This is a genomic window from Streptosporangium sp. CA-115845, assembly GCF_050943795.1.
Classification (GTDB): domain Bacteria; phylum Actinomycetota; class Actinomycetes; order Streptosporangiales; family Streptosporangiaceae; genus Streptosporangium.
Map to the genome: position 1 here is coordinate 4,672,715 of NZ_CP191988.1, position 25,101 is coordinate 4,697,815.

Here is a 25,101-nt window from a genome sequence, read left to right on the forward strand (position 1 = left end):
GGCAAGCCGGGCGCCCCTATGCTGAGGGCATGTCGCTTCAGTACGCACTGCTCGGCGTCCTGGAGGCGCGCCCGATGAATGGGTACGAACTGACCCGCTTCTTCGATGCCGCCCCGCGCTGGGTGTGGTCCGCGCCGCAGAGCCAGATCTATCCGACGCTCCGCCAGATGGAGCAGGCCGGGCTCATCGAAGGTCAGAAGGAGATCCGTGGCACGCGGCTGAAGCGGACGGTGTACTCGATCACCGAGCGCGGGCTTGAGGAGCTGAGGACCTGGCTGGGCACCGGCCACGCCCTGGCTCCGGTGCGCGACTCGTTCTTCCTGCAGGCACTCTTCTTCGACATGGTTGACGCGGATCGGGCCGCGTCCGTGCTCAAGGCGCACATCGCCGAGCAGGAGCAGCTGATCACGGAGTGGCGCGCGCACCGGGAAGCGCTGCTGGCCAAGGACACCGACCTGCTCAAGGAGCGGCTGAAGAACCGCCCGCCGGCCGAGCACGACCGCATCGCCGGGCTGAAGGCGCACGTCTTCACGGGCCAGATCGCCGTCGCCCAGGCCCGCGCCGACTGGGCCCGCGAAAGCCTCCGCCTCCTCGCGGAAGGCGTCTGATCGAACTCGCCGACGACCAGCGCCTGATCGCCTGCCTTCCGGCGGACGAGGCGTCGTCGGCCGCGCTCGAGCGCCTGGCCGGCCGCCACCACTGTTATCTTGATCAACTTTGAGCGAGAGGCGAAACCGGCACATGACATCGAGCACCTATCGTGGAAGTGATGCACGGCCGGACATCTACGACGGCCGGTAGCATTGAGTGATCCGCTGGTAGATGGGAGTCTCACCTGATGCGTGGTCTGGGAGATCTGGAGTCCACGGTCATGGAGCGCCTGTGGTCGTATCACCGGCCGGCGTCGGTCAGGGACGTGCTCGAAGATCTTCGTCGTGAGCGGGACATCGCCTACACGACCGTCATGACGGTGATGGACAAGCTGCACAAGAAAGGCCTGCTCCGCAGGAAGCCGATCGGCCGGGCGTATGTCTACGAGACGGTGGCCAGCAAGGAGGCCTACACCGCCGAGTTGATGCGCAGCAGTCTCGCCTCCAGCGGAAACCAGGCGGCCACGCTGGTGCACTTCCTGGAGCGGCTGACCCCCGAGGAGGCGACCGCGCTGGAGGCCGCCCTGAAGGTGTATCCGCCCGGGGGGCGCACATGACGGCCGCGGCCGTCCTGGCCCTGTACGCGGTGGTCGCGGTGGTCGTGCTGCCCCGCCTGCTGGGCCGGGGCGAATGGGCTGATCGCGCACCTCGTCTGGCGATCTCCGTCTGGCTGGCCGGCTGCGCCTCCGTGGCCGCCTCTGCGATCCTCTCGATGCTCGCTGTCGCGATCCCGGCCAGTGTGATCGGTCATGGCCTGGCCGAGTTCTTCGAGGCGTGCGCGGACATGCTCTCCGACGGCGCGTCCCTTGCCGCCCCGGGCACTCGCGCCGCCTTGCTCGGCGCCGGGCTGATCGCGGCCAGGATCGCCTACTGCGGGGCGGCCATCCTGGTCAGGGCGCGACGGGAACGGCGACGGCACGCCGAGATGCTGAACCTCCTCGGCCGCCACGACGGCGCGCTGGACGCGGTCGTGCTCGATCACGACGAGGCCGCCGCCTACTGCCTGCCCGGCCGCGACGGCAGAGCGGTCATCACGACCGCGGCCCTGCGGTCCCTGGCTCCCGAGCAGGTCGCCGCTGTCCTCGCTCACGAGCAGGCGCACCTGCGCGGGCGCCATCATCTCGTCCTGGCCGCCGCCGAGACCTTCTGCCGTGCCCTTCCTTGTCTGCCGCTGTTCGCCCGGTCCCGGAGCGAGATCGCACGGCTGATCGAGCTCCTCGCCGACGACGTCGCGGCCCGCCGCCACCCGCGTATCCACATCGCCGCCGCGCTGGTCCGGCTCGCCACGGGACGGGCACCGGCGTTCGCGCTGGGCGCGGGTGGCGAGACGGCCCTCACCCGTGTTCGGCGCATGCTCAGCCCGGCGGCTCCGCTCGGAGCCCGGGAACGCGTCGCGGGCCTGGCCGCGGTCGCCCTCCTTCTCATCGGCCCCGCGGCCGTGGCGGCGATTCCCGGGGTGGGCTCGTTCCTGGCCCATCACTGCCACGGCGTCTCGCTGTTCTAGCCACCTACCATCTACGATGGCAGATAGTAGGTGGCGGTAGGGTGCTGTCATGGTCTTCATCAACCGGCGTCCTTTCCTGCGTACGGGCGTCGCCCTGGCCTTCCTGGCTCTTGCCGGCACGGCGTGCACCGAGGAGCCCTCATCGGGCGCCGCCGATTCGGCCGATCCCGGAATCGGGCACATTCACGGTCTCGGTGTTGATCCGGCGGACGGCACGGTCTATGTCGCGGGGCACTACGGCCTGTTTCAGATCCGGTCCACGAACACGGCTCGGCGTGTGGCCGATCGGATCCAGGACCACATGGGTTTCACCGTCGTCGGGCCCGGGACCTTCCTGGCCAGCGGACACCCGGGGGAGGCCGACGCCTCATCCGGGGCCTCCCCGCACCTGGGGCTGATCCGCACGACGGACGCCGGTGCCACCTGGACCTCGGTGTCGGAGGCGGGCACCGCTGACTTCCACGCCATTCAACCGGCGGGCGCCACCCTCTACGCCTACGACAGCCAGAAGGGGCAGATACGGCGCAGCGGTGATCAGGGGAAGAGCTGGGTGCCGGGGGCGAGAGCAGAGATGATCGATCTGGCCGCTCATCACGAGAAGCCGAATCGCGTGTACGCGACCACACCGGACGGGCTCCGGGTCAGCGATGACGGCGGCGTGAACTTCGCCGCGCTCGCCGATTCCCCGCTCATGTCCCACGTGGACTCTGTCGGCAAAGACGATCTCGTCGGAGCCGGGACCGACGGCCAGGTGCACACCAGCAGGGACTCCGGCAGGACCTGGCAGGTGGCGGGCCGGCTGCCAGGCCAGGTCGCCGCCTTCGCGGCTGTCGACCGGCAGCGTCTCCTCGCGGCCATGGAGGACACGACCGTCATGGAGTCAACAGACGGAGGACGCCGGTTCTCCGTGATCTACCGTCCCGCCTCGAGCTGATCGAGCACGCCGGGTGGTGGCGGGGCAGCGCAGCCTGGCCGCTCGCGGGCCGACGCGGCCGGCCGCTGCTCGTCGACCACATGCCGTGCCGATGTCGAGCCGTCATCGCCGGCCCGGACCGACGCCTCCCAGCCCGGTGCTCAGCTGGGAGGCGTCGGGCCGTTCGCGGTCCCGGTACCGCGGGCGACGGCACTCCACTCCGGCCGCACCACCTCAGATCTTCGCGCCGCCCATCCGCCCCGAACCGTGGCCGACGTGCGCTTGGCTCATTGGATCGGGTGCGCCGGCTGCGGCGTTGGCGTAGCGGCGGGCCAGGTGCGCGAAGGCGTCCTTGAGCTCGGCCGGGCCGACGACCTCGAAGTCGGCGTCGAACCTGCCGATGGTGGCGGCCAGGCCAGGCCATGACCACGAGCCCAGGACGAGCCGGCAGCGCTCCGGGCCGAGTTCCTCGACGACTCCGTCGCGGGTGTAGCGGGACACGGCGGCGGCGGGCAGGTCGAGGATCACCTCGCCGCGGCAGGGCCAGTCGCCAGAGCCGCCGGAGCCGCGGAACCTGCCGGCCACGAAGGCGGCCACCTCACCTCCGGGCAGCTCGCGCGGGGTGAAGCGTGGCCCTGTGGGGGTGCGCGGGGTGATCCGATCGGCACGGAAGGTGCGCCAGTCCTCGCGGTCGAGGTCCCAGGCGACGAGGTACCAGCGCCCGCTCCAGGTGACGAGGTGATGGGGCTGCACCCGGCGCGGCGGGGTCTGCACGCCGCTGTCGTCCATCCCCGGTGGGGATGCGGGGGTGTAGTCGAAGCGCAGCACCTCGCGGGCGTGGACGGCGGCGCCGAGTGCCACGAGCACGCCGCTGTCGACCTGTGGGTCCGGTTGGATCGCGGGCCGCTCGACGGCGGTGACCTGGAAGGTGTCGATCCGGCGGCGCAGCCGTGCGGGCATGACCTGCCGGACGGTGTTCAGCGCGCGCGCCGCGGCTTCCTCGATGCCGGCACCAGTGGTGGTGGCGACCTGGAGTGCGATGGCCAGGGCGACGGCCTGCTCGTCGTCGAACAGCAACGGGGGCAGCTCCGTGCCGGCGTCGAGCCGGTACCCACCGTCGGGCCCCTTGAAGGCCACTATGGGATAGCCGAGCTCGCGCAGGCGGTCGACATCACGGCGCACGGTGCGCGGGCTGATGTCCAGCCGCTCGGCCAGCAGCGCCCCCGGCCAGTCCCGGCGCGTCTGGAGCAGCGAGAGCAATGACAGTAGTCGCGCTGAAGTCTTCGGCATGGTCCCCATATTGCCCGGAGAAGCGGACACTCCCTGGCCGCTTCGCCTGCGACTGTTGTCGCGTGCCAGTCAACGACAACAACCCGAAGGACCCGAACGCCGTGACCGCCACCACCATGCCCCCCTCAACCCTCGACGCCGAGCGGGGCGACCTGCTCGCCGCGCTCGCGACCGCGCGATCCGCCCTGACCAGCGCCGTCCGCGGGCTCAGTGACGAGCAACTCGGCGAGCGCCCGACGGTCAGCACGCTGTGCCTGGGCGGGCTGATCAAGCACGTCGCGTCCATCGAGGAAGGGTGGATGCGCTTCGTGGTCGAGGGTCCGTCGGCGATGCGCCACGACCTGCCCGACGGTGTCACCTGGGCCGACCTCGCGGCCGGTACCGCGCGCGAGATCCCGCAGTGGGCGATCGACCATCAGAACGACTTCCGGATGCTGCCCGGCGAGACGTCGGCCGGGATCCTCGCGCGTTACGAGCAGGTCGCCGCCCGCAGCGAGGAGATCGTCGCCGCCGTTCCCGACCTGTCGGCGACGCACCCGATGCCGGAGGCACCCTGGAACGAGCCGGGAGCGGTGCGCAGCGTACGCCGGGTGCTGATGCACCTCATCGCCGAGACCGCCCAGCACGCCGGGCACGCCGACATCCTGCGCGAGACGCTCGACGGGCAGAGATCAACCTGATCGGGGACGGGGCCCCGCCGGATCGGGCATCGTCTTGACCGGTGTCATCCACCGGACCCGGTGGACCCCGGGCCGGGATTCACCACCCACTCGGGTCCTGCCTGAAATCGAAAGGAACGGCGTCACCGTGAAGATGCGCGAGCCGGGGCGGACCGGTATTCAGGTCAGCCCCCACCACCTGGGCACCATGATGTTCGGCCGGGTGGCCGACACCGATCGGACCGACCTGGTGTGTAACGGCAGGATATACATGATCGGCGTCTTCGACGCCCCGGTCTCGGAGATCGTCGAGGCCCGGTGGGTCGCCGACCGGCGCGGTCTGCGGTGCTTCCGCACCGGGCGGTCCCCGTACTCGATCGTCAATCGCGGCATCGAGCGCGAGGTCCTGCCCACCTGTGAGCGCTATGGCAGGCCCATCGCCGGTGTGGAGTCCGCCGGCGATGGGCCTGCTCACCGGCCGCTGCCGCAAAGGTCGGCCCGAGGCGCGAAACGCGCGGATGAACCGGGTGCCCCGGCACCTGACCGACGAGCGCGCTGCGGCATGAGCCGATGACCGTTCTCGACACCCGGGCGCTCAACCGCGCGACGCTCGCCCGGCAGTTGCTGCTCGATCACGCAGACGTGCCGGTCCTCGACGCCGTCGCGCACCTGTGCGGCCTGCAGGCGCAGGAACCGCAGGAACCGTTCGTCGGGCTCTGGGCGCGGCTGCGCGCGTTCGACCCGGAGGTGCTCTCGGATCTGCTGATCCGGCGGAGCGTGGTGCGGACCCATCTCATGCGCCGCACCGTCCACCTCCTCGCCGCCGACGACGCCCTGGCCTGGCGGGCCCGCCACGACACCATGCTGCGCCAGCGGGTACTCGGGAACTACCGCCGCGAGCTCGCCGGGGTGGACCTCGGCGAGCTCGCGGCGGCAGGCCGGGCGGTGATGGCCGACGACGAGCCCCGGTCGATGACCGAGCTCGCGCGGGCGCTGGCTGAGCGCTGGCCGGCGCCGGGAGCGCGGGCGCTGGGCGAAATGCTGATCGCCGCCCTCGTCCCGGTGGCGCAGCTGCCGCCGCGCGGGCTGTGGCGCACGAGGGCGGGAGTGCGCAACGTCCTGCTCTCCTCCTGGCTGGGGCGCGAGATCGACCCGCCGGCCCCGAAGGGCTCCGATCCGGTCGGTGAAGTGCTGGTACGGCGCTATCTGGCCGCGTTCGGCCCCGCCGCCGCGGCCGACCTGCGCGCCTGGTGCGGCCTTGCCGGACTGCCGGCCGCGGTGGCCGCGATACGCGAGGAGCTGGTCACCTTCCGCGACGAGCGAGGCCGGGAACTGCTGGACCTCCCCGACGCGCCGCGCCCCGACCCCGACACACCCGCCCCGGTGCGGTTCCTGCCGGCGTTCGACAACGCGCTCCTCGGTTACCACGACCGCAGCCGGATCGTCGACGACGCCCACCGCGGCCTGTCGGTCGCCGGCGCTCGCGTTGTCCTGGTCGAGGGCCGGGTCGCCGCGACCTGGAGCGTCAAGGCAGGCACCGTGGCTGTCACCCCGCTGCGCCGCTTCTCCCGAGCCGACCGCACCACCGTAGCCGAGCAGGGGCGGGCGCTGGCGTCGTTCCTCTCCGACGACGACAGCCGCCGCGTACAGATCGCCGCGTCCCCCAGCTGAGCGACTGCTTCCCCTGGGCGGGGGCGGGGGGCGCGCTTCGCTTCACGCTGCCGAAGGGCCCGCACGGTCAGGCGCCTGTTTACGGCGGCGGGGGACCCACGCCGCCCCGCGCCTCAGGGTTCTCGTCGGTCCCGGACCTGATCTGCCCCGACCACGCCGGCAGCGGTGGCGACGGCACCAAACGGCGATCAGGCCGGGCGCTCACCTCAGAACGGCTCAGAACGGCTCTGACCAGGGCGGATGCTCGGCCGCGGCTCCTTTTCGGGGCATTCGGTGTCACCCGTGAGCGCTACTTCTCGTGAATGCGGCGGATGAACCACGACACCGAAAGCCGGCGATGTCCTTGTAGCGCACATCCGGACATCGCCGACCACTCTGTGGCCTACAGCCGCTCGAGAAGCTCCTGCATCTGCTCGATCTCAGCCTGCTGGGCGGTCTCGATGGTTCTGGCGAGTTCCTTGGCCTTGGGATCGGCCCCGTCGCGCTGCTCGGTCTTGGCCATCGTGATCGCCCCCTTGTGATGGGCGATCATGAGTTCCGCGAACATCCGGTCGAACCGGGCGCCCTTTGCCGCCCGGAGCTTGACCATGTCCTCCTCGGTCATCATGCCGGGCATGACATGCCCGCCGTGACCCTCCGGGGCGGGAGCCTTCCAGAGGGACAACCAGTCGGTCATGGTGGCGATCTCCGGTCCCTGCGCGGCCTCGATCTTCGCCGCCAATTCCTTCACCTCCGGGTCGGAGGCGCGCGTCTCGGCCAGCTTGGCCATCTCAACGGCCTGCTCGTGATGCGGGATCATCATCTGGGTGAAGGCGACGTCGACGTCGTTGAAGGAGGCTCCCGGCTTCTGGCTCGCGGTGGTGGCGGGAGCGTGAGTACTGCTGGTCGTGCCGGTGTGGCCGGTCATCGCGTCGTCCCCGCCTCCGCAGGCGGTGAGCAGCGCGAGGGCGCCGGCTCCCGCTGTGGCGGTCAGTGCGAGCCTGCGAAGGGCGGAGTGGTCGGTGAACATTTCCATGGTCTCTTTCCGGTCGGTCGTATCTGCGTGTCGATCGTCGGCGGGCGGATTTTCGATGCCGTCCGCGGTGAGGATCGGCCTATAGCCGCAAAACCGAGAGACACGCCAGGCGTAGGGCCGTCCTGCGCGGGGGTGGGCGGGCGACGAGCGGCATCGGCGAGGCATCTGCCGTTCGGGCCTGCGAGATTCGCCGCGTCCACAGGGACGCCATACCGATGAGGAGAAGGAGGAAGGAGGTGAGTACGGCCAGGCAGACGGAGCTCGGATCAGGGGTGAGGGGAGTGTCGTCAAACCCTGAGATCGGTTGCCCGGCCTGGGGCATCGGAGCGGGAAGGAGCATGGCGCGCGCTTCCGGCACTCCATGCTCGGCGGTAGAGGCATGCTCGAAGGCGGCAGGCGTACCGCCGTGTTCCTGCTGATGGTCCAGATGCCCCAGCGTGTGCATCCCGGCGACGCCCAAAACCAGGGCGATCAGAAGAAGCCGGTGCGACACCCGCGACGCGAACCGGCGAGTTGAGCCGCCCATCGTCTCCCCCCGCAGTCACGGCCTGGCCTTTCCGATCATCCTACTATCCATGATAGTAGGATGATCCGGCGTAGGCATGCGGCAGGACGCCCTTACGGGGGCGGACAACGAAGAGGTGTGCGCATGCCCCGGATGCCCATGACGGGATCCGGCACCGACGTCCGGTCTCGCCGTGCGCGTCGCCATGTACCCCGGGCAACGCCGACGTACCCTCGGGGAGGCCTGAGCGGGACTCCGGCAGTGGAACCTGCGGGCCATCGCCTCTGATTGGAGATCTCTCAGATCCGGGCATGGTGTTGTCAAGGAGAACGACGTGATGTGCGGCCCGGAAACGCCGCCGTGAGCCGAGCCTGCCGCTCGTCGGGCCCGGATGCCGACGGTGCCCCTCACCCGGGATCGCGTTTCGCGGAGGAATTCACGATTGGTGATAGGAGGGTTCGATCTCGGCGCCCTCCGGCATGAGGGAGAAGGCCCATGACAGATCACATGGACACCCGGCACGGCGCCGCCAAGGAGCGCAGCACTGCGATCCTCGATGTCAGCGGACTGCGGTGGGCCACGGAGCAGAACGTCGTCGCGGCCCGGCTCGGCCGCCGTCCGGGAGTGCTGGAGGTGGAGGTCAACCCGGTCGCCCAGACGGCGACCGTGGTGTTCGACCCGACCCGCACCTGTCTGGCCGAGCTGCGCACCTGGGTGATCGAATGCGGCTACCACTGCGCCGGTCAGTCAGTGCCCTCTCACATCTGTGATCCGATGGCCGAGCCGGACCCGCCACCCTTCGACCGCAAAGATCCCTCCCACGGCGCTACCACGAAACAGCACGCACCCGGTCGCGACACCCGTGTGGAGGACACAGCGCGGGCCGGGGCCGCCGGGCACGAAGCCCGCGTGATGCCGGCCGAGCACGTGGATCATGGTGGGGTTGAGGGCGTGGTCTCTCCGCACGAGATGATGGGTCACGGCGGGATGTCGATGGCCGCGATGGTGGCCGACATGCGCAACCGGTTCCTGGTGGCGCTGCTGTTCTCCATTCCGATCGTGGTGTGGTCGCCGATCGGCACCGAAGTGCTCGGCCTGAACCTGCCGGTCCCGTTCGGGGTGCGCCAGGAGGTGTGGGCGCTGCTGCTCAGCCTGCCGGTGATCTTCTACTCGTGCTGGATCTTCTTCGCCGGGGCGGTGCGGGCGCTGCGCGCGAGCACCCTGGACATGATGGTGCTGGTCGCGGTGGCGGTCGGCGCGGGCTGGCTGTACTCGGTGATCGTGACCCTCACCGGCGGTGGTGAGGTGTTCTACGAGGCCGCCACCGTGCTGGCCGCCTTCGTGCTGCTGGGGCACTGGTTTGAGATGCGCGCCCGCGGCGGTGCCAACGACGCCGTCCGCGCCCTGCTCGACCTGGCCCCGCCCAAGGCGACCGAGGAGAACGCCATCGCGGCTCCGGCGATCATGGGGTTGAGCAGGCCGAGTGGCGATCGTGCCGAGCGAGACCAGGGTGTCCATGGTGGCGGCGCCGTGGCGCAGGTTGATCCACGCGGCCCGGTGGAAGGGCCAGCCCGCGTAGGCCACGACCGGGGCGGCCAGGGCGAGTGAGAGCCACTGCCAGTTGGTGAACTGCAGCGCAGGGATCATCGCCATCGCGATCACCGGCACGGCGAGCACCACGGCGGTGATCAGTCGCCGGCGCAGTGACTGAAGTTCGTCTTGAGGCTCGTTCTGCGATTCATCGCGTTTTGCGCCGCCGTCAGGCTTCGGGGGAAGCGCGGCGGTGTAGCCGGTTTTCTCCACCTCGGCGATGAGGTCTTGGGGATCGACGCCCTCGGTGAAGGTGACCTTGGCCTTCTCCGTGGCGTAGTTGACGGTCGCACTCACGCCGTCGAGCTTGTTGAGCTTGCGCTCGATCCGGTTGGCGCAGGACGCGCAGGTCATGCCGCCGATCGAGAGTTCGACCGTGTCTTGTGCTCTGTCGTCGGTGAGGGGGGACATCACCTGCTCCTTTCGCTCGTCATGCCAGAGGTCGGTGATCGTGGTCGCCGTGCGAGCCGGATACGGACGACTCGGGCGGCTCTACGAGCCGGACGTGTGGCGGGGGCGTGCCGGGACACGCCCCCGAACCGGGTTACATCTGTACCGTCTCGGGTTGAGCACTTGTCTCGGCTGTCTGCTTTGGCTTGCGCATGAGCAGCAGGGTCAGCAGGGCCCCGGCGGCGGCCACGGCTCCGGCCCCGATGAAGGCGGCTTGGAAACCGTCGGTGAGCGCGGGCAGGTTCCTCAGCTCCGCGGCCCCCCGGGAAGTGGCGATCGCGGTCATCACGGCCAGGCCGAGCGCGGAGCCGACCTGGTAGGTGGTGTTGACGATCCCGGAGGCCAGACCGCTCTCCTCGGGCCGCACCCCGGACATGGCCGACATCATGGCCGGGATGTAGGCCAGCGACATGCCGACCGCGGCGATCAGCGAGGCGGGCAGCACGTCGACGGCGAACGTCCCGTCGGGCCTGGCCATGGACAACCCCACCAGGCCCACGGCCAGGATGAGCAGGCCGATGACGATCAGTGGTTTGGCGCCGAACCGGCCCAGCAGCCTCGCGGTGACGCCGATCATGAAGATCATGATGGCGATGGTCATCGGCAGTAGCGCCGCGCCGCTGGGGAAGGCGCCGTAACCGAGTACCTGCTGCAGGTAGAGGTTGAGGAAGTACCACATCGGGATCCAGGCCGCACCCAGCAGCGCCATCGCGAGGTTGGAGGTGGCCAGGCCGGGCGTCCTCCACACGCCGAGCGGCATGAGGGGTTCGCGGACCGTGCGCTGGATCAGTAGGAACAGCGCCAGCAGCGTGATCGCTCCGGCGAACTCCAGCAGCGTGGTGGCCGAGCCCCAGCCCTGTTCGGGTGCCTGGACGATGGCGTAGACCGCCAGGGCGATACCCGCGGTGACCGAGATCGCGCCGAGCACGTCGACGGAGCCGCGCCTGCCCCGAACGGCAGGGAGCAGGGCGGGTACGGCCGCGAGGGTGGCCAGACCGATCGGGACGTAGACGATGAACACCCAGGGCCAGCTGAGGTATTCGGTGATGACGCCGCCCAGGAACACCCCGGCGGTGCCGCCCGCCGGTGCCGCCGCGCCGTACAGGGCCATGGCCCTGCCCAGTTCGCGCGAGTCATGGCCGAAGAGCATCATGAGCAGGGTCATCGAGGCGGGCGCGATGAGTGCTCCGCCCACCCCTTGCACGGCCCGGCCGAGGATCTCGACCCAGGCGTCGTTCGCCAGCGCGGCGACGACGGAGCCGGCGATCAAGATGACCCAGCCGGTGGTGAAGACCTTGCGGGCGCCGAACAGGTCCGACAGCCGTCCGCCGAGCAGCAGCAGGCCGCCGAAGGCGATGACGTAGGCGTTGAAGACCCACTGCAGGTTTCCCTGGGAGAAGCCGAGATCGCGCTGCATGTCGGGCAGGGCGACGCCGATGATCGAGGTGTCCATGATGACCATGAACTGCGCGGCGGCCAGCACGATGAGTGCCTGCCACCGGCGTGGATTGACGGCGTTCATGCCGTACTCCTGATTCCTCGCATTCCCGCCGGGTGGCAGGATGCGTCGTAGGGGGTTGGGTGTGATGTCGAAATCGGACCGGCCCCGCGGGTGGGCGTGCATGCCAGTGCACGCCCACCTTCTGTTCTCTCGGGTGAGTCGCCCTAGGAGGTGCTGACGGGCGAGGCGTCGGCCAGCGTGTAGCCCGCCCGGTCCACGGCCGCGCGGATCTGCTCGTCGGAGAATCCCGCTCCGTTGACGGTGACGGCGCCGGAGGCCAGATCGACCTGAACGCCACTCACGCCGCCGATCTTGCCGATCTCGGCGGAAACCGATGAGACGCAGTGCCCGCAGGTCATGCCGGTGACCGTATAGACGATCGCGCCGCCGATCTCGACCTGGGCCGGGACGGTGTCCGCGGTGCCGCACGCACATGCCGTGCACATGGACTTCTCCTCTCGCATATACCCCGGTGGGGTACCTCGGTTTGTGACCTTAACATACCCCCATGGGGTTCAATTCCCAATAGGGGTGGGGTTTTCAGTGAGAATTAGTGCGTTCCGCCGTCCCGGCCGCATCCATGCCGGGGCAACCGCCCGAGACGGTCACTCTCGCGGGGGAGGTTTTCGACGACCTACGCGTCCCTCCGGCCCGGGAAGCCGGGCGTGCAGGCGACGCGCCGCTCGGAGAGAACAGCGATCACGGCGTTTGAGCATCTCACCGCGCTGTGGTGGTAGGTGGGCGCCCTGGCGCGAAAGCGAGGACGGCCGTGAACCCGGCCGTTTGAGCTCGTGTGGAACCGGCATCGGCGGCCTGTTCTCCGAGACGGCGGGGCTTATGGCCACCGTCTTGCCCCGCCAGGACACCGGCACCGCGAGCGCCGGCAAACCCGTGAGATGGGGGGAGCGGCAGGGGAGGCGTTCTACTATGACTGATAGTTATTTTCTCGACCGGGGAAGCCCCGCTCGCGGGCGCTTCGACTCTCGGCGGGTCTTCCCTGCGGGTTCCGGAAACCCTTTCTGAGCAGCGGTGTCATGTCAGGTCGTGCTGCGGCCGGCCCCGCCTCCCCGGTCGGCCGTCAACGCCTGACCATCTTGCAGGGGGGCGGAAATACGGAGTAAAGGATGAATAGCCTGCGCTGCTTCTGTAGCATTTCGCCCGACATCCGGGCAAAGGAAGGCATCACACAGTGGCCGTTGCAGGCATGCCGGTGCGAGTCGGACGGATACCTGTGGCGACGGGACTCGTGATCGCCGTTCTGCTGTCGCCTCTGGACGGGGCGATCGCCGAGCCGCAGCCCACCATCGCCCAGGCAAGGGCGAAGCTTGCGAAGCTCAACGACCAGGCCGGCAAGGTCGTCGACCGCTACAACCTGGCCAACGAGCGGTGGAAGAAGGCCAAGAAGCACTACGACGAGCTGAACAAGGTCTACGGCCGGCAGCGGGAATCGGTCGACGCCCTGCGCCGCAACCTCGTCACGGTCGCCGTCAGCACCTACCAGGTCGGCGGCCTGAGCGGCGGGGCGGGGCTCATCTCCAGCCAGGACCCCCGGTCGCTCCTGAGCAGTCTGGCCGCGGTCGATCAGATATCGGCCGGGCACGCGGAGTCGCTGCGTGCATTCGACGCCGCTACCCAGGCCCTCAGGGCGCAGCATGGCAAGGCCAAGGACGCGCTGACCAAGTCGGACAAGGCGCGAGACACGCTGGCCAAGGAAAAGGCCACGACCAAGCGCCTGATCGCCGAGCAGACGAAACTGTTGCGCAGGCTCGGCGCTTTCCGGGCCGGCGACCCCGACAGCACCGGCATCACGTACAAGGGCCCGGCCTCCGGTAACGCGAGGACCGCGCTGCAGTTCGCCTACGCGCAGATCGGCAAGCCGTACCAGTGGGGCGGCGAGGGGCCAGGATCGTACGACTGTTCAGGTCTGGCGCAAACCGCCTGGCGTAACGCCGGGGTCAGCATTCCCCGCACCACGTGGGAACAGTGGAGCTGGGGGGCCGGCAGGCGGGTGCCCTTGGATGTGAACCGGCTGCAGCCCGGTGACCTGCTTTTCAGTAAGGGCCTGGGCCACATGGGCATGTACGCGGGCAACGGCAAGATGGTGCACGCCCCGCGGACCGGCGACATTGTCAAGGAAGTCGAACTCGACGACTACTGGTGGGGTCGCCTCCTCGGTGCCGTCCGTCCCTGACACCGATCAGGACCGCGGCGGGCACGCCCTGACCGCCTTGGCCGGGTCGCGCACGAACAGGATGTGGCCGGCATCCGCCGTAGGCCCGAACAGTCCTGATACCTGAAGCCGGACGGGGCCGGTTCCATGGAGGCCGGCACATCGGGTCCCAGGACCGGGTGGTCCGTCGAGGAGATGGGACGGTTCCCCAGCCGATGGCACGACCGACACTCAACCGGCCCGCGATTTGCTGGACGGTGTACTTGCGCCTGCCTTTCATGTCGTACGGCGCGCGTGCCGTCATCTCGAAACGAATGGCTGTGACCAGCGCGGTCGCAACACTCGCCGACAAGGTTCAGGCGCAGGCGCCAAGCCGGCGTGAGGTGCACCAACCCGCAGTTCCGCAGCCCAGAACCGTGCCGAGTTCCCCTTGATGTGGGCGTCGCCTCACTTTTGAATGCGTTCAACTCGCTGCATTATGCTCGTCCCACACACCTGGGGGAGCCTGATGAGGATAGTGATACCCGGGGGAACCGGGCAGGTAGGCACGATCCTGAATCGCGCGCTGACCGCCGCAGGCCATGAAGTCGTGGTCCTGACCAGGCGTCCGGTGCGCGACCGTGAAGTCCGCTGGGACGGCGAGACCCTGGGTCCATGGGCGGAGGAGATCGACGGCAGCGACATCGTGGTCAACCTGGCCGGACGCAGCGTCAGCTGTCGTTACACCACAGCCAATCTGCAGGCCATGATGGATTCGCGCGTGCACTCCGCCCGGGTTGTGGGTGAGGCGATCGCAGCCGCCGTGCGGCCTCCTCGGGTCTGGTTGCAGATGAGCACGGCCACTGTCTACTCCCACCGCTTCGACGCGCCCAACGACGAGGCGACCGGCGTGCTTGGCGGCACTGAATTCGGTGTCCCGGGCTACTGGGCCTACAGCGTCGAGATCGCAAAGGCGTGGGAGCGAGCGCAGGAACGAGCCGAAACCCCGTACACGCGCAAGGTCGGCATGCGCTCTGCCATGGTGATGAGTCCCGATCGCGGTGGCGTCTTCGACGTCTTGCTGCGGCTGGCGCGGCTCGGCTTTGGCGGCCCGGTCGCGGGCGGCGCGCAGTACGTGTCCTGGATCCACGATCGCGATTTTGTCCGTGCCGTCGAGTTCCTGGTCGACCGGGACGACCTCGCCGGGCCGGTGAACCTCGCTGCTCCCGTTCCTTTACCGCAGCACATGTTCATGCGCGTGCTGCGCTCCGCGTGGGGTGTTCCGGTGGGCCTGCCCGCAACGAGGTGGATGGCCGAGCTCGGCGCGTTCGCACTGCGCTCGGACACCGAACTCCTGTTGAAAAGCCGCCGAGTCGTCCCCGGCCGCCTGCTCGAAGCGGGCTTCGCCTTCGACCACGCCCAGTGGCCGGAGGCCGCCGACGACCTCGTGCGGCGCGTGCGTGGCGGGCCTGGCTTTTCCGGGTGAGCCTTCGGCTGTGTTTCGTGTGGGCTCGCTGGCCCTGCTGATTACTTCGCGGCGATCAACATCGGTCGCCAGGCAGTGTGTCACGCTGCCGACGACGCGGCCTGAACCGTACCTCCCAGGTACGGCGAGGTAAGCGGCATAGGCGGGCAGGACGTCGGCCTGTTCCATGGCGAGGATTCGGAAGAAGATCGGCGGTGGTGTCGATCCACGGCATCCCCGTTCGACCTAGAGGTGAGAGGGTCCGAGAGAGGGGCCCGGACAACCCAGGAGAAGAACGATGAAGTACATGCTGATCATGCGCGCCACCGACGAGGCCTACGCGGGGATGGCGGACATCGACTTCGGCAAGATGCTCGAAACCATCGGCAGGTACAACGACGAGATGATCCGGGCCGGCGTGCTGGTCGCCGCGGAGGGACTCGACGACGCCGCAGAGGGAGTGGTCGTCGACTACTCCGCCGAGCCGCCGGTGGTCACCGACGGCCCGTACGGCGAGACCAAGGAACTGTTCGGTGGGTTCTACATCCTCAACGTGGCGTCGAAGGAGGAGGCCGTCGAGTGGGCCAAGCGTTCGCCGATCACCGGCCCGGGCTTCAAGACCGAGATCCGCCGGGTCACCACGATCGACGAGTTCCCGCAGGACAACGAGTGGGTCCAGAAGGAGCGGGCGTGGCGCGAGGCCACCGGTCAGTTCTGAGCGGATCGACAGGAGATGGCCGATTCCACCGGCCGTGAGGCCGTTGCCGCCGTCTGGCGGATCGAGTCCGCCCGGATCGTCGGCGCGCTCGCGCGCTACACCGGCGACTTCGCGCTGGCCGAGGACCTCGCCCAGGAGGCGCTGGCCGAGGCACTCGTGACCTGGCCACGCGACGGCGTACCCCGCAACCCCGCGGGGTGGTTGCTCACCGTCGGCCGGCGCCGCGCGATCGACGCGTTCCGCCGGCGCTCCGCCCTTGACGAGAGGTACGCCGCCCTCGCCCGCGACCTGGGCGAGGGGGATGTCGTCTCGGGGAGCGCACCCGCCGATCCGGCCCGGGACGCCGAGGACGTGCTGTGGGATCCGGACCAGATCGATGACGACGTGCTCGCGTTGATGTTCATCTCCTGCCACCCCGTGCTGTCGCGGGAGGCGAGGGTGGCGCTCGCCCTGCGGGTGGTCGGCGGCCTGACGAGCGACGAGATCGCCAAGGCGTTTCTCGTTCCGGCCGCCACCGTGCAGGCCCGGATCACCCGGGCGAAGAAGACCCTCGGGGCTGCCCGGGTGCCGTTCAAGGTGCCGTCGGCCGAGGAGCGGACCGAGCGGCTCGGCTCGGTGCTCAGCGTGGTCTACCTGATCTTCACCGAAGGGTCCTCGGCCAGCTCCGGTGACGATCTGATCCGACTCGACCTCGCGAGCGAGGCACAGCGCCTCGCTCGGGTGCTGAGCCGTCTGGTGCCGGACGAGCCCGAGGTCCACGGCCTGCTGGCGCTGCTCGAGCTGACCGCGGCGCGCTTCCCCTCCCGTACCGGGCCGGACGGCGAGCCGGTGCTGCTGGAGCACCAGGACCGCCGTCGCTGGGACCGCGCCGCGATCCGCCGGGGGCGAGCCGCCCTGGCCCGCGCGGAGCGGGTCGGCCGGGGCCTGGGCGTCTACGGCTTGCAGGCGGCGATCGCCGAATGCCATGCCGTCGCTCCGTCGGTCGACGCGACGAACTGGGAGCGCGTCGTGTTCATCTACGAGGCGCTTGGCCGGCTCGCGCCGTCGCCGGTGGTCGACCTCAACCGGGCGGTGGCGGTCTCCATGGCCCGGGGACCGGCTGCGGCGCTGCCGATCGCGGACGAGCTGGTGGCCGCCGGGGGGCTGTCGAACTCGCACCTGCTGCCGAGCGTTCGCGGGGAACTGCTCATCCGCCTGGGCCGCACCGGCGAGGCGCGCACCGAACTGGAGCTCGCCGTACGGCTGTGCGGCAACGAGCGCGAGCGGGCGGTGCTGGAACGTAAACTCGCCGACCTCGGCTGACCGGCTCGGAGGAACACCCGAGGCACGTCCTTTCTTGTCGGCTCTGGATACGACTCTCGCGGGGGAGCCCTCCGGGAGGCGCGCACTCGCCGAGGGCGAGAAAGAGCCGGATGGGATGACGGCGGCGGTCAGCCTCCGTGCGCGGTGAGGGTGTAGCCCTCGGGGCCGGTGAAGGTGAACGTGCGGCCGAAGGGGCTGTCCTTGGGCGGGCTGATGATGGGCACCCCGGCAGCGGCGAGCCGGTCGTGCAACTCCTGGGCGTCCGTGGTGCGAAACCACAGGGACATCCCGAGGCCGGGCCGCGCGACGTCGTCGAGATCCACGCCCGGCAGCGGCTCGCGGACGGCGAACGGGATCGGTGCGGTGGTGAACACCACCGCACCGGGAGGCGAGGCCGGTGCCCGGCCCGCCGACTCCGAGCAGTGGCACACCATCCCCGCCCGGCAGCCGTCGGTACCTAGCACGAGGCCTCTAAGAACTTTCGCTATCATGTGGCCATGTCCAGTCCTGAGGCGTCAAGACGCTAGCCACCGGTCCTTCGGTGGCTTCTTGTGGTGTCACGCGGCAGCGCCATCGCTGAGACCGCGTGTTTTCGTCACCCTCGCCGCCGGATCACCGTCGTACGGACTGAGTCTTCCCGGTAGTTCCGTCACCTTCGTCGTACCACTGGTGGCGCCAAGCCGGGTCTCCTTCACGCGGGTCTCCTTCACGCGGTAGGCCCCCGTGTGCCCCAGATGACCGCACGCTTCCGCGGTGGCGTGCGGTGTCCTTCGTGATCCCTTTCGACGTGGCTGTGGAGTTTTCTGCTCATGCCCTTTGCCATCTACATCCTCGGACTGGCGGTATTCGCCCAGGGAACGTCCGAGTTCATGCTCTCCGGACTGGTTCCAGACATCGCCAGTGAACTGAATGTGTCCATCCCGGCCGCCGGCGCGCTGACGTCCGCCTTCGCCGCAGGAATGATCGTCGGCGCCCCGCTGATGGCGGTGCTCAGTCTGCGCTGGCCGCGTCGGCGGGCGCTGCTCGTCTTCCTGGTCGCGTTCATGCTCGTGCATGTCGTCGGCGCGGTCGCCACCACCTTCTCCGTGCTCCTGGCGACCCGGGTCCTAGGGGCGCTGGCCAACGCCGGCTTCCTGGCTGTGGGGCTCGCGGCGGCGACCGGCATGGTCGCGCCGAACGCCAAGGGGCGGGCGACCTCCGTCCTGCTGGGAGGCATCACGCTCGCGTGCGTCGCCGGTGTGCCCGCCGGCGCCGTGCTCGGTCAGGCGCTCGGCTGGCGGTCGGCGTTCTGGGCCGTTGCGCTGATCTCCCTGCCGGCCGTCTTCGCCGTGCTGCGCTCGGTGCCCGACACAGTTCAGGCGGCCGGCGACCCGGACGAGGCCCGTCCCCGTGCTCGGCGCGAACTGCGGGCACTGCGCGACCCGCGGCTGCTGGTCGTGCTGCTGCTGGCCGCGCTGGTGAACGCCGCCACCTTCTGCACCTTCACCTATCTGACCCCGCTGGTCGTCAACGTCAGTGGCTTCTCCGAGCGCTGGGTGCCGGCGATGCTGGCGCTGTTCGGTCTCGGATCGTTCGCCGGAGTGACCGTCGGCGGTCGCCTGTCGGACACGCGGCCGATGCGGGTCCTGATTCCGGGCGGGATCGCCCTGCTCGCCGGATGGGTGATCTTCACGTCCACAGCCGGCAGCCCGGTCGCCGCGTTCCTGCTCGTCTTCGTCCAGGGGGCCCTCTCGTTCGCCGTCGGCTCGACCTTGATCGCCCAGGTGCTGTATGCGGCGACGCGGGCACCCTCACTCGGCGGCTCCTTCGCGACCGCGGCCCTCAACGTGGGCGCGGCCGCCGGACCCGCCATCGGCGGCGCCACCATCGCCGCCGGACTCGGTTACCGCTCGCCACTGTGGGTCAGTGCCCTGCTGGTGGCGACGGCGCTCGTCACAGCGGGCCTCGCCCATGTGGTACAGCGCCTGCGGAGCACGCCGGGTGAGGAGGCGCCGGCGTCCCGCACCACGGTGTGACCACACCACTCGGCACGCGTCCTCGGCGGTGACGCCGGCGATGGTGGCGAGTGCGTCGGCGAGATGAGGACCCGCGCCGTGTTGGTCGATCACGGCGCGGGTCGCTTGGAGGACGTCGAGGTCGCGGGTTCACAGCCGTCCGCCATTCACGAGGCGCAGAACGCGTTCGCACCGGTGCAGGCCGGCATGGAATGCCACGGCGAGGTCCCCAACGTAGCGCCCACTGTCAGCGCAGGCGGGACTCGATGGCCTCGATGATGCGTGGGCGCAGTTCCGCGGCGCGGATGACGGCGTCGACGGAGCCGACCTGGACCGCGCGCTGGATGTCGTGCACACGGTCGAACTCCGTGGCCACCTCGCCGAGCTTCTCCGCACGGACCGACGAGCGGAGCTCGTCGAGCTCCGCGGCCAACGCGGCGCGGTCGGCGCCGGAGGCGGCCGTGACGCGGGCCTCCAGGTCCCGCACGCGCGGGTCGGCCGCGGTGCGGGCGTTGACATCGCCGGAGAACACCACCGCGGCGGCGGGGGCGCCGCCGAGCACCGAGGCGAACGAGCCTTCCAGCGCGAGCACGGTCATGTTCGGGTTCAGCGCCTTGGAGAACACCACGAACGCGCCGCCGTGGTACCGCGAGATCACACAGAACACGATGGGCCCGCGGAAGTTCACGATCGCGCGGCCGATCTCGGCGCCGTACTCCAGCTGCAGCTTCCGCATCGACTCCGGCGAGCCGTCGAAGCCCGACAGGTTGGCCAGCACCACCAGCGGTCGGTTGCCGCTGGCCGCGTTGATCGCCCGCGCGGCCTTCTTCGACGACTGGGGGAACAGCGTGCCCGCGGTGTAGGTGTCCGGGCCGTCGGTGGGTGGGAAACCGCGCCGGGGTACCGCCCGTGATTCGATGCCGAGCAGGCAGACCGGCATGCCGCCGAGATGCACGTCCTGCACCGCCGCGGTCTCCGCGTCGGCCATGCCCGCCCAGCGTTCCAGCACCGGGTGGTCCTGGTCGGAGAGCGCCCGCATCACGGTCCGGATGTCGAACGGTTTCTTGCGGTCCGGGTTGGCCTCGGCGGAGAAGATCTCGCCGACGGTGGTGAAGTCGCTGTCGACCAGGATGTGCGGGAAGTTGGAGATGTCGCGGTCGATGGGGTCGGTCGTCTTCGCCCGCCGCGGCGTCTCCTCGCCGGGTGCGACGTAGGTGTGGTCGTAGTGCGACATCAGCACGTCCCGCGCGGCGGTCAGGTTCGGCGCCCAGTAGTGCGCCTGCCCGTTCGGGCCCATCACCCGGTCGTAGCCGCCGATGCCGAAGTTGTCCTCGGCCGACACGCCACCGGAGAAGTCGAGCGACTGCTTGCCGGTGAGCACCATCGCCGAGTCCGGCGTCATCACCAGGATGCCCTTGGTATGCATGAGCATCGTCGCCTCGGCGTTCCAGTAAGGCTGCGCGCCGACGTTGATGCCCGCGACCACGATGTTGATCTCGCCGCCGTCCTGGGTGAACTCGACGATCCGCTTGAGCGCCGCGGCCACCCAGTCCATGTTCTCCGTGCCCGACTCCATGGAGATCCGGGCGCCGGAGGACAGCGCGTACCACTCCAGCGGCACCCGCATCCGCTCGGCCAGGTCCAGCGCGGCGACCACGCGGCGGCACTCCGGCTCCGACAGCGCGCCGAGCGACTTGGTCGGGTCGCCGAGCAGCACGACCCTGGTGAGGCCCTGCGGGTGCCGCCGGGTCGGCGTGGTGACCACGCCCGCGACGATCGCCGCGGTGTTGCGCCCCTTCGGCCGGTCGACCGGCACCAGCGCGTGGTCGTCGCCGAGGTCGTGCTCGACGAAGTCGCCGAGCAGGCCGGTCAGCTCGTACGGGTACACCGTGTTGCGGCTGCTCGCGCGCAGCACCTTCTGCCGGTAGTCGTCGAGCGGCTCGACCAGCTCGTCCGACGGCTCGCCGACGGTCAGCTCGGTGCCGCCGGTGGCGTCGAAGGAGATGCGCACGGCGATCTTGGCCAGCTCGCCGGTCTTGCGGTCGCGCTGCCGCGCGATGAACAGGATCTCCTCCAGCCCGGTGCCCGCGGTCGTCGGCAGCACGCGTCCGGCGATCATCTCCAGCTCCGCGCGGGTGATGTCGCTCGGCGGCCAGATGTAGACCACGATCCGGTTGGTGTTGAAACGTTTCTTCGACGGTCGCCGTGACTGCGCGCGGCGGATCGAGTCGAGGCAGGTGGCGATGGTGTCCTCGGCCGTCGGCAGCGCGACCAGCCTGCCGTCGTGCTCGCGCAACTCGGTCAGGTCACGTACCTGGGCGAACGCGACGAGGCGGTCGTCCGACGGGTTCTTCCGCGCCACGCACTGGAAGAGGTAGACCTCCTCGTCCGACGACGGCAGCCGGGTGAGGTCGAACTCGCTCAGCCGCTCCAGCTGCATCCGCTGCGCGATGTACGGGTGCAGGCCGCGGATCAGCCGCTCCTCGGCCATCCCGGTGGTCGACGGGCGGAAGGTGAAGTGGTGGTGCATCACCGCGCCGCCGCTGCCCGCGACGGTGGTGGTGAGCCTGCGGACCTGGTCCGGCAGCGGGTGCGCGCTGACGACCTCGTGCAGCGCGGCAGCCATCGCCTCGGAGTCCTCCGGCTGATTCTCCCAGGCGAGATAGATGTCGGCGTCGATGGCGTCCTCGCCGCCGGCCAGCTCCGCGAGCCCGCGCAGCGCGCCGCCCAGCGCTTCGAAGCTCACCGCGGCGGAGACCACGCACGAGCCCGCGCGCTCGGCGACCACGAACGTGAAGCCCGCGACCTCGCTGGTGCGGACGCCGGTGAGACCCTTGTTGCCGTAGTACCGCCGGGTCAGTACTTCCAGCATGATCGCGTTGTCCAGGTCGTCGCGGACAAGCCGCTGGCCGAGCAGCCGCACCAGCGGCTCGGTGCTGCGCACCATCTCGGCGATGCGCGTCGCGCGGTCCGGCGCCTCCGGGTACGCGTCCAGGTGGCGCAGGTGCTTGCGGACGCTCGCATAGACACGGGCGCGGTTGCGGCGCAGCAGCGGCTGGGCGAACCAGGCGAACACCACGCCGCGTGCGAGGTCGGAGACCACGGGGAAGCGGACCTGCGTCGCGGCGACCAGCCGCTCCAGCGCGAGACCGGCGGGCTCGCGCAGCGTCTCGTCCGGCGGCGGCTCCCGCAGCCACGCGCGCAGCAATGTCGCGACGACCGTGGCGTCGGCGGACACGCGTTGCTGGGCGAGGAAGATCCGGAACACCGCGGCTTCGAGCTCGGGGGAGCGCTCCAGCTCGGTGACACCGTAGTGCCCGAGCGCCTTGGCGAGCTTGGCCTGGAACGCCTCCGGCAGCCTGGCCCGCTCGACGTCGAGGCTCTGCAGGTAGGTGTGGAAGTACTCGCGGGCGCTGTACACGTGGCCGTCACCACCGCCGTCCTCGCCCGCCGGCCGGTTGCGGCTCAGCTCGGCGAGGTCGGCGAACACGTCGATGAGTTCGAGCTCCTCGGCCAGTGGCCGGCGGGCGTCCTCGGTGGCCGCCCGGCGCGCGGCGAGGTAGTCGTCGAGCACCCGGCGTTCGTCGTGTGGGTCGACGTCGAAGCCCAGCAGCAGGCTGCGCAGGTCCTCCTGGCCGCGCCTGGTGCGCTCCCACACCGGGATCTTCCCGGGCGTGGCGGGCAGGTCCAGCTCGACGGACCCGGTGTCCGAGGTGTCCTCGGCTGCGGCGTCGTCGTCGGCGAGCGGCTCCAGCCACAGTAGCGGTGCACCGGTCTCCACCTGGCTGCCCACGGACACGACGCATTCCTTCAGCCGCGCCTTGAACGGCGCCCGCAGCACCGTCTCCATCTTCATGCTCTCCAGCACCAGCACCGGCGCGCCCGCCTCGACCTCGGCGCCGACCTTCAGCGGCGTGGCGACGACCAGCGCGGGCGCGGGCGAGCGGACGACGCCGCCCTCGTCGCGGCTGACCCGGTGCGTCACGCCGTCCACCTCGACCAGGTGGATCGGCCCGTGCGTGTCGGTGAGCAGGCGGTACTGGGTGCCGTTGACGACGATCCGCCCGGTGTGCCGGTCGAAGCGGTCGAGTTCGACGTCGGCGGCGCGGACGTCGTCACCCGCTTCGACGCCGACGCGGAACCGATGCGCACCGACCCGCGCGACGCGCACGCGGTAGCCGACGCCACGCAGCTTGAGGTCCAGTGGCCGGCCGCTCTCGTGCTGCACCTGCGGGCGTCCGCCGAACGCCGTCGACAGCAGCCGCTGCCGCTCGACGCGTTCCTCCTCCTCGTACGCCTCGACGGCGGCGGCCGCCAGCGCGACGGCGGAGTGCCGGTGCGAGACGAGCCTGCCCTCGCCACGGACGCGGTCGATCCAGCCGGTGTCCGCGCTGGCGTCGATCACCTCGGGCTGGTCGAGCAGGTCGAGCACGAAGCTCTTGTTCGTCGCGCCGCCCTCGATGATCACCGTGGTCTGCGCCATCGCCCGGCGCAGCCTGCCGAGCGCCTCGTCGCGGTCGCGGCCGTAGGCGATGATCTTCGCGATCATCGAGTCGAAGTCGGCGGGGATGGTGTCGCCCTCGCTGACGCCGGTGTCCACGCGGATGCCCGGCCCGGCGGGCAGGTCCAGCCGCGCGATGCGGCCCGGGGAGGGCGCGAAGTCGCGGTCGGGGTCCTCGGCGTTCAGCCGGGCCTCGATGGCGTGCCCGCGCTCCGCCGGCGGCTCGCCTTCGAGCCTGCCGCCGGATGCCACCCGCAGTTGCGCCTTGACCAGGTCGAACCCGGTGGTGGACTCGGTGATCGGATGCTCGACCTGCAGGCGGGTGTTGACCTCGAGGAACGCGAACATCTTGTCGCCGGGGTGGTAGAGGAACTCGACGGTCGCCGCGCCGCGGTAACCGACCGCGACGGCCAGCCGTTCGGCCGACGCCTTGAGCTCGGCTGTCTGCACAGGGCTGAGCACCGGCGACGCCGACTCCTCGATGACCTTCTGGTTGCGCCGCTGTACCGAGCAGTCGCGGACGCCGAGCGCCCACGCGGTGCCCTCGCCGTCAGCGATCACCTGGACCTCGACGTGCCGGGCGCCGGTGACCAGGCGCTCCAGGAACACGATGCCGCTGCCGAACGCCCGCGCGGCCTCCTGGCTGGTGCGCTCGTAGGCGTCGGCGAGCTCGGCCTCGTTCGTGATCACGCGGATGCCGCGCCCGCCGCCGCCCGCGGTCGCCTTCAGCATCAGCGGGTAGCCGATCTCGGCCGCCGCCGCCAGGGCTGCGCCCAGGGTCTCGACCGCACCGCGGCTCCACGGCGCGACCGGCACGCCGACCTCCTCGGCGATCAGCTTCGCGCCGATCTTGTCGCCGAGCTTGCGCATGGCCTCCGCGCTCGGTCCGACGAAGGTGACTCCGATCTTCTCGCACAGCTCCGCGAACGCCGGGTCCTCTGCGACGAAGCCCCAGCCGACCCACGCGGCGTCGGCCCCGCTCTCCACCAACGCGCGCTCCAGCACCTTCAGGTCGAGGTACGGGCGCGCGGACGCGGGACCGAGATCGTAGGACAGGTCCGCTTCGCGGACGAAGGTGGCCGTGCGGTCGACGTCGGTGTGCAGGGCGACGGTCTCGACCCGTGTCCCGCTCTCCGCGGCGATGTCCCGTACGGCGTGGATGAGCCGCATAGCGGCCTCACCACGATTGACGATGGCGACACGACTGAACACCCGACCGAGCCC

At 70.1% G+C, this 25,101-nt stretch carries 18 protein-coding genes and 2 pseudogenes; 13 read left to right on the forward strand and 7 right to left on the reverse strand.

Features of this window, described 5'->3' with window-relative positions:
* The first annotated feature begins 29 nt into the window (after positions 1 to 29).
* The 4 genes from ACQP0P_RS23455 to ACQP0P_RS23470 all read left to right on the forward strand — a co-directional run bounded on the left by ACQP0P_RS23455 (position 30) and on the right by ACQP0P_RS23470 (position 3,088).
* Positions 30 to 608: a PadR family transcriptional regulator gene (locus tag ACQP0P_RS23455; RefSeq protein WP_433380883.1), complete on the forward strand. Its 579-nt coding sequence runs from the start codon at positions 30 to 32 to the stop codon at positions 606 to 608.
* Positions 609 to 838: 230 nt separating this feature from the next.
* Positions 839 to 1,207: a BlaI/MecI/CopY family transcriptional regulator gene (locus ACQP0P_RS23460; protein ID WP_355618943.1), complete on the forward strand. Its 369-nt coding sequence runs from the start codon at positions 839 to 841 to the stop codon at positions 1,205 to 1,207.
* On the forward strand, positions 1,204 to 2,154 hold the full coding sequence (locus tag ACQP0P_RS23465) for a M56 family metallopeptidase (protein ID WP_433380887.1): 951 nt from the start codon (positions 1,204 to 1,206) through the stop codon (positions 2,152 to 2,154). Before ACQP0P_RS23460 ends, ACQP0P_RS23465 begins: the two co-directional genes overlap by 4 nt.
* Positions 2,155 to 2,203: 49 nt before the next feature.
* A complete protein-coding gene (locus ACQP0P_RS23470) occupies positions 2,204 to 3,088 on the forward strand; it encodes a F510_1955 family glycosylhydrolase (RefSeq protein ID WP_433380890.1) in 885 nt (294 codons plus the stop codon).
* Positions 3,089 to 3,301: 213 nt separating this feature from the next.
* Here the strand turns inward: ACQP0P_RS23470 and ACQP0P_RS23475 are convergent, their stop codons facing one another.
* The gene (locus ACQP0P_RS23475; protein ID WP_433380893.1) at positions 3,302 to 4,357 is read right to left on the reverse strand and encodes a helix-turn-helix transcriptional regulator; all 1,056 of its coding nucleotides are present in this window, start codon (positions 4,355 to 4,357) and stop codon (positions 3,302 to 3,304) included.
* Between the two features lie 62 nt (positions 4,358 to 4,419).
* On the opposite strand from ACQP0P_RS23475, the gene ACQP0P_RS23480 reads away from it, so the two are divergent.
* From ACQP0P_RS23480 to ACQP0P_RS23490, 3 genes are all read left to right on the forward strand, one after another.
* Positions 4,420 to 5,037, forward strand: a complete 618-nt coding sequence (locus ACQP0P_RS23480; RefSeq protein WP_433380896.1) for a DinB family protein — start codon at positions 4,420 to 4,422, stop codon at positions 5,035 to 5,037.
* Between the two features lie 127 nt (positions 5,038 to 5,164).
* Positions 5,165 to 5,590, forward strand: coding sequence for a hypothetical protein (locus ACQP0P_RS23485; protein WP_433380899.1), 426 nt, complete (start codon positions 5,165 to 5,167; stop codon positions 5,588 to 5,590).
* Positions 5,587 to 6,687 (forward strand): winged helix DNA-binding domain-containing protein, encoded by a 1,101-nt coding sequence (locus ACQP0P_RS23490; RefSeq protein WP_433380902.1) that lies wholly within the window; start codon positions 5,587 to 5,589, stop codon positions 6,685 to 6,687. The genes ACQP0P_RS23485 and ACQP0P_RS23490 overlap by 4 nt, the downstream gene beginning before the upstream one ends.
* Positions 6,688 to 7,069: 382 nt before the next feature.
* Here the strand turns inward: ACQP0P_RS23490 and ACQP0P_RS23495 are convergent, their stop codons facing one another.
* The gene (locus tag ACQP0P_RS23495; RefSeq protein WP_433380905.1) at positions 7,070 to 7,702 is read right to left on the reverse strand and encodes a DUF305 domain-containing protein; all 633 of its coding nucleotides are present in this window, start codon (positions 7,700 to 7,702) and stop codon (positions 7,070 to 7,072) included.
* A gap of 1,012 nt (positions 7,703 to 8,714) precedes the next feature.
* Between ACQP0P_RS23495 and ACQP0P_RS23500 the strand changes: the two are divergent.
* Positions 8,715 to 8,882: pseudogene (locus ACQP0P_RS23500) on the forward strand (cation transporter); the annotation flags it as partial.
* A gap of 810 nt (positions 8,883 to 9,692) precedes the next feature.
* Here ACQP0P_RS23500 and ACQP0P_RS23505 read toward each other — a convergent pair.
* The 3 genes and pseudogenes from ACQP0P_RS23505 to ACQP0P_RS23515 all read right to left on the reverse strand — a co-directional run.
* Positions 9,693 to 10,208 (reverse strand): annotated as a pseudogene (locus ACQP0P_RS23505) (cation transporter); the annotation flags it as partial.
* A 133-nt stretch (positions 10,209 to 10,341) separates the two neighbouring features.
* Complete coding sequence (locus ACQP0P_RS23510; protein ID WP_433380908.1) at positions 10,342 to 11,769, reverse strand: MFS transporter; 1,428 nt, start codon at positions 11,767 to 11,769, stop codon at positions 10,342 to 10,344.
* A gap of 143 nt (positions 11,770 to 11,912) precedes the next feature.
* Positions 11,913 to 12,194 (reverse strand): heavy-metal-associated domain-containing protein, encoded by a 282-nt coding sequence (locus ACQP0P_RS23515; protein WP_433380911.1) that lies wholly within the window; start codon positions 12,192 to 12,194, stop codon positions 11,913 to 11,915.
* Between the two features lie 785 nt (positions 12,195 to 12,979).
* Between ACQP0P_RS23515 and ACQP0P_RS23520 the strand changes: the two genes are divergently transcribed.
* From ACQP0P_RS23520 to ACQP0P_RS23535, 4 genes are all read left to right on the forward strand, one after another.
* On the forward strand, positions 12,980 to 13,939 hold the full coding sequence (locus ACQP0P_RS23520; RefSeq protein WP_433380914.1) for an NlpC/P60 family protein: 960 nt from the start codon (positions 12,980 to 12,982) through the stop codon (positions 13,937 to 13,939).
* Between the two features lie 487 nt (positions 13,940 to 14,426).
* On the forward strand, positions 14,427 to 15,383 hold the full coding sequence (locus ACQP0P_RS23525; RefSeq protein ID WP_433380917.1) for an epimerase: 957 nt from the start codon (positions 14,427 to 14,429) through the stop codon (positions 15,381 to 15,383).
* Positions 15,384 to 15,660: 277 nt separating this feature from the next.
* Positions 15,661 to 16,080, forward strand: a complete 420-nt coding sequence (locus ACQP0P_RS23530) for a YciI family protein (RefSeq protein WP_433380920.1) — start codon at positions 15,661 to 15,663, stop codon at positions 16,078 to 16,080.
* 15 nt (positions 16,081 to 16,095) lie between these two features.
* Entirely contained in the window at positions 16,096 to 17,382 is a 1,287-nt protein-coding gene (locus tag ACQP0P_RS23535; protein WP_433380923.1) for an RNA polymerase sigma factor, read from the forward strand.
* Positions 17,383 to 17,510: 128 nt separating this feature from the next.
* On the opposite strand, the gene ACQP0P_RS23540 is transcribed toward ACQP0P_RS23535, so the two are convergent.
* Entirely contained in the window at positions 17,511 to 17,846 is a 336-nt protein-coding gene (locus tag ACQP0P_RS23540) for a VOC family protein (protein ID WP_433380925.1), read from the reverse strand.
* A gap of 345 nt (positions 17,847 to 18,191) precedes the next feature.
* Here ACQP0P_RS23540 and ACQP0P_RS23545 point away from each other — a divergent pair, with 345 nt between their 5' ends.
* Complete coding sequence (locus ACQP0P_RS23545; RefSeq protein ID WP_433380928.1) at positions 18,192 to 19,397, forward strand: Cmx/CmrA family chloramphenicol efflux MFS transporter; 1,206 nt, start codon at positions 18,192 to 18,194, stop codon at positions 19,395 to 19,397.
* A gap of 226 nt (positions 19,398 to 19,623) precedes the next feature.
* On the opposite strand, the gene ACQP0P_RS23550 is transcribed toward ACQP0P_RS23545, so the two are convergent.
* Complete coding sequence (locus ACQP0P_RS23550; protein WP_433380931.1) at positions 19,624 to 25,089, reverse strand: carboxyl transferase domain-containing protein; 5,466 nt, start codon at positions 25,087 to 25,089, stop codon at positions 19,624 to 19,626.
* Positions 25,090 to 25,101: the final 12 nt, after the last annotated feature.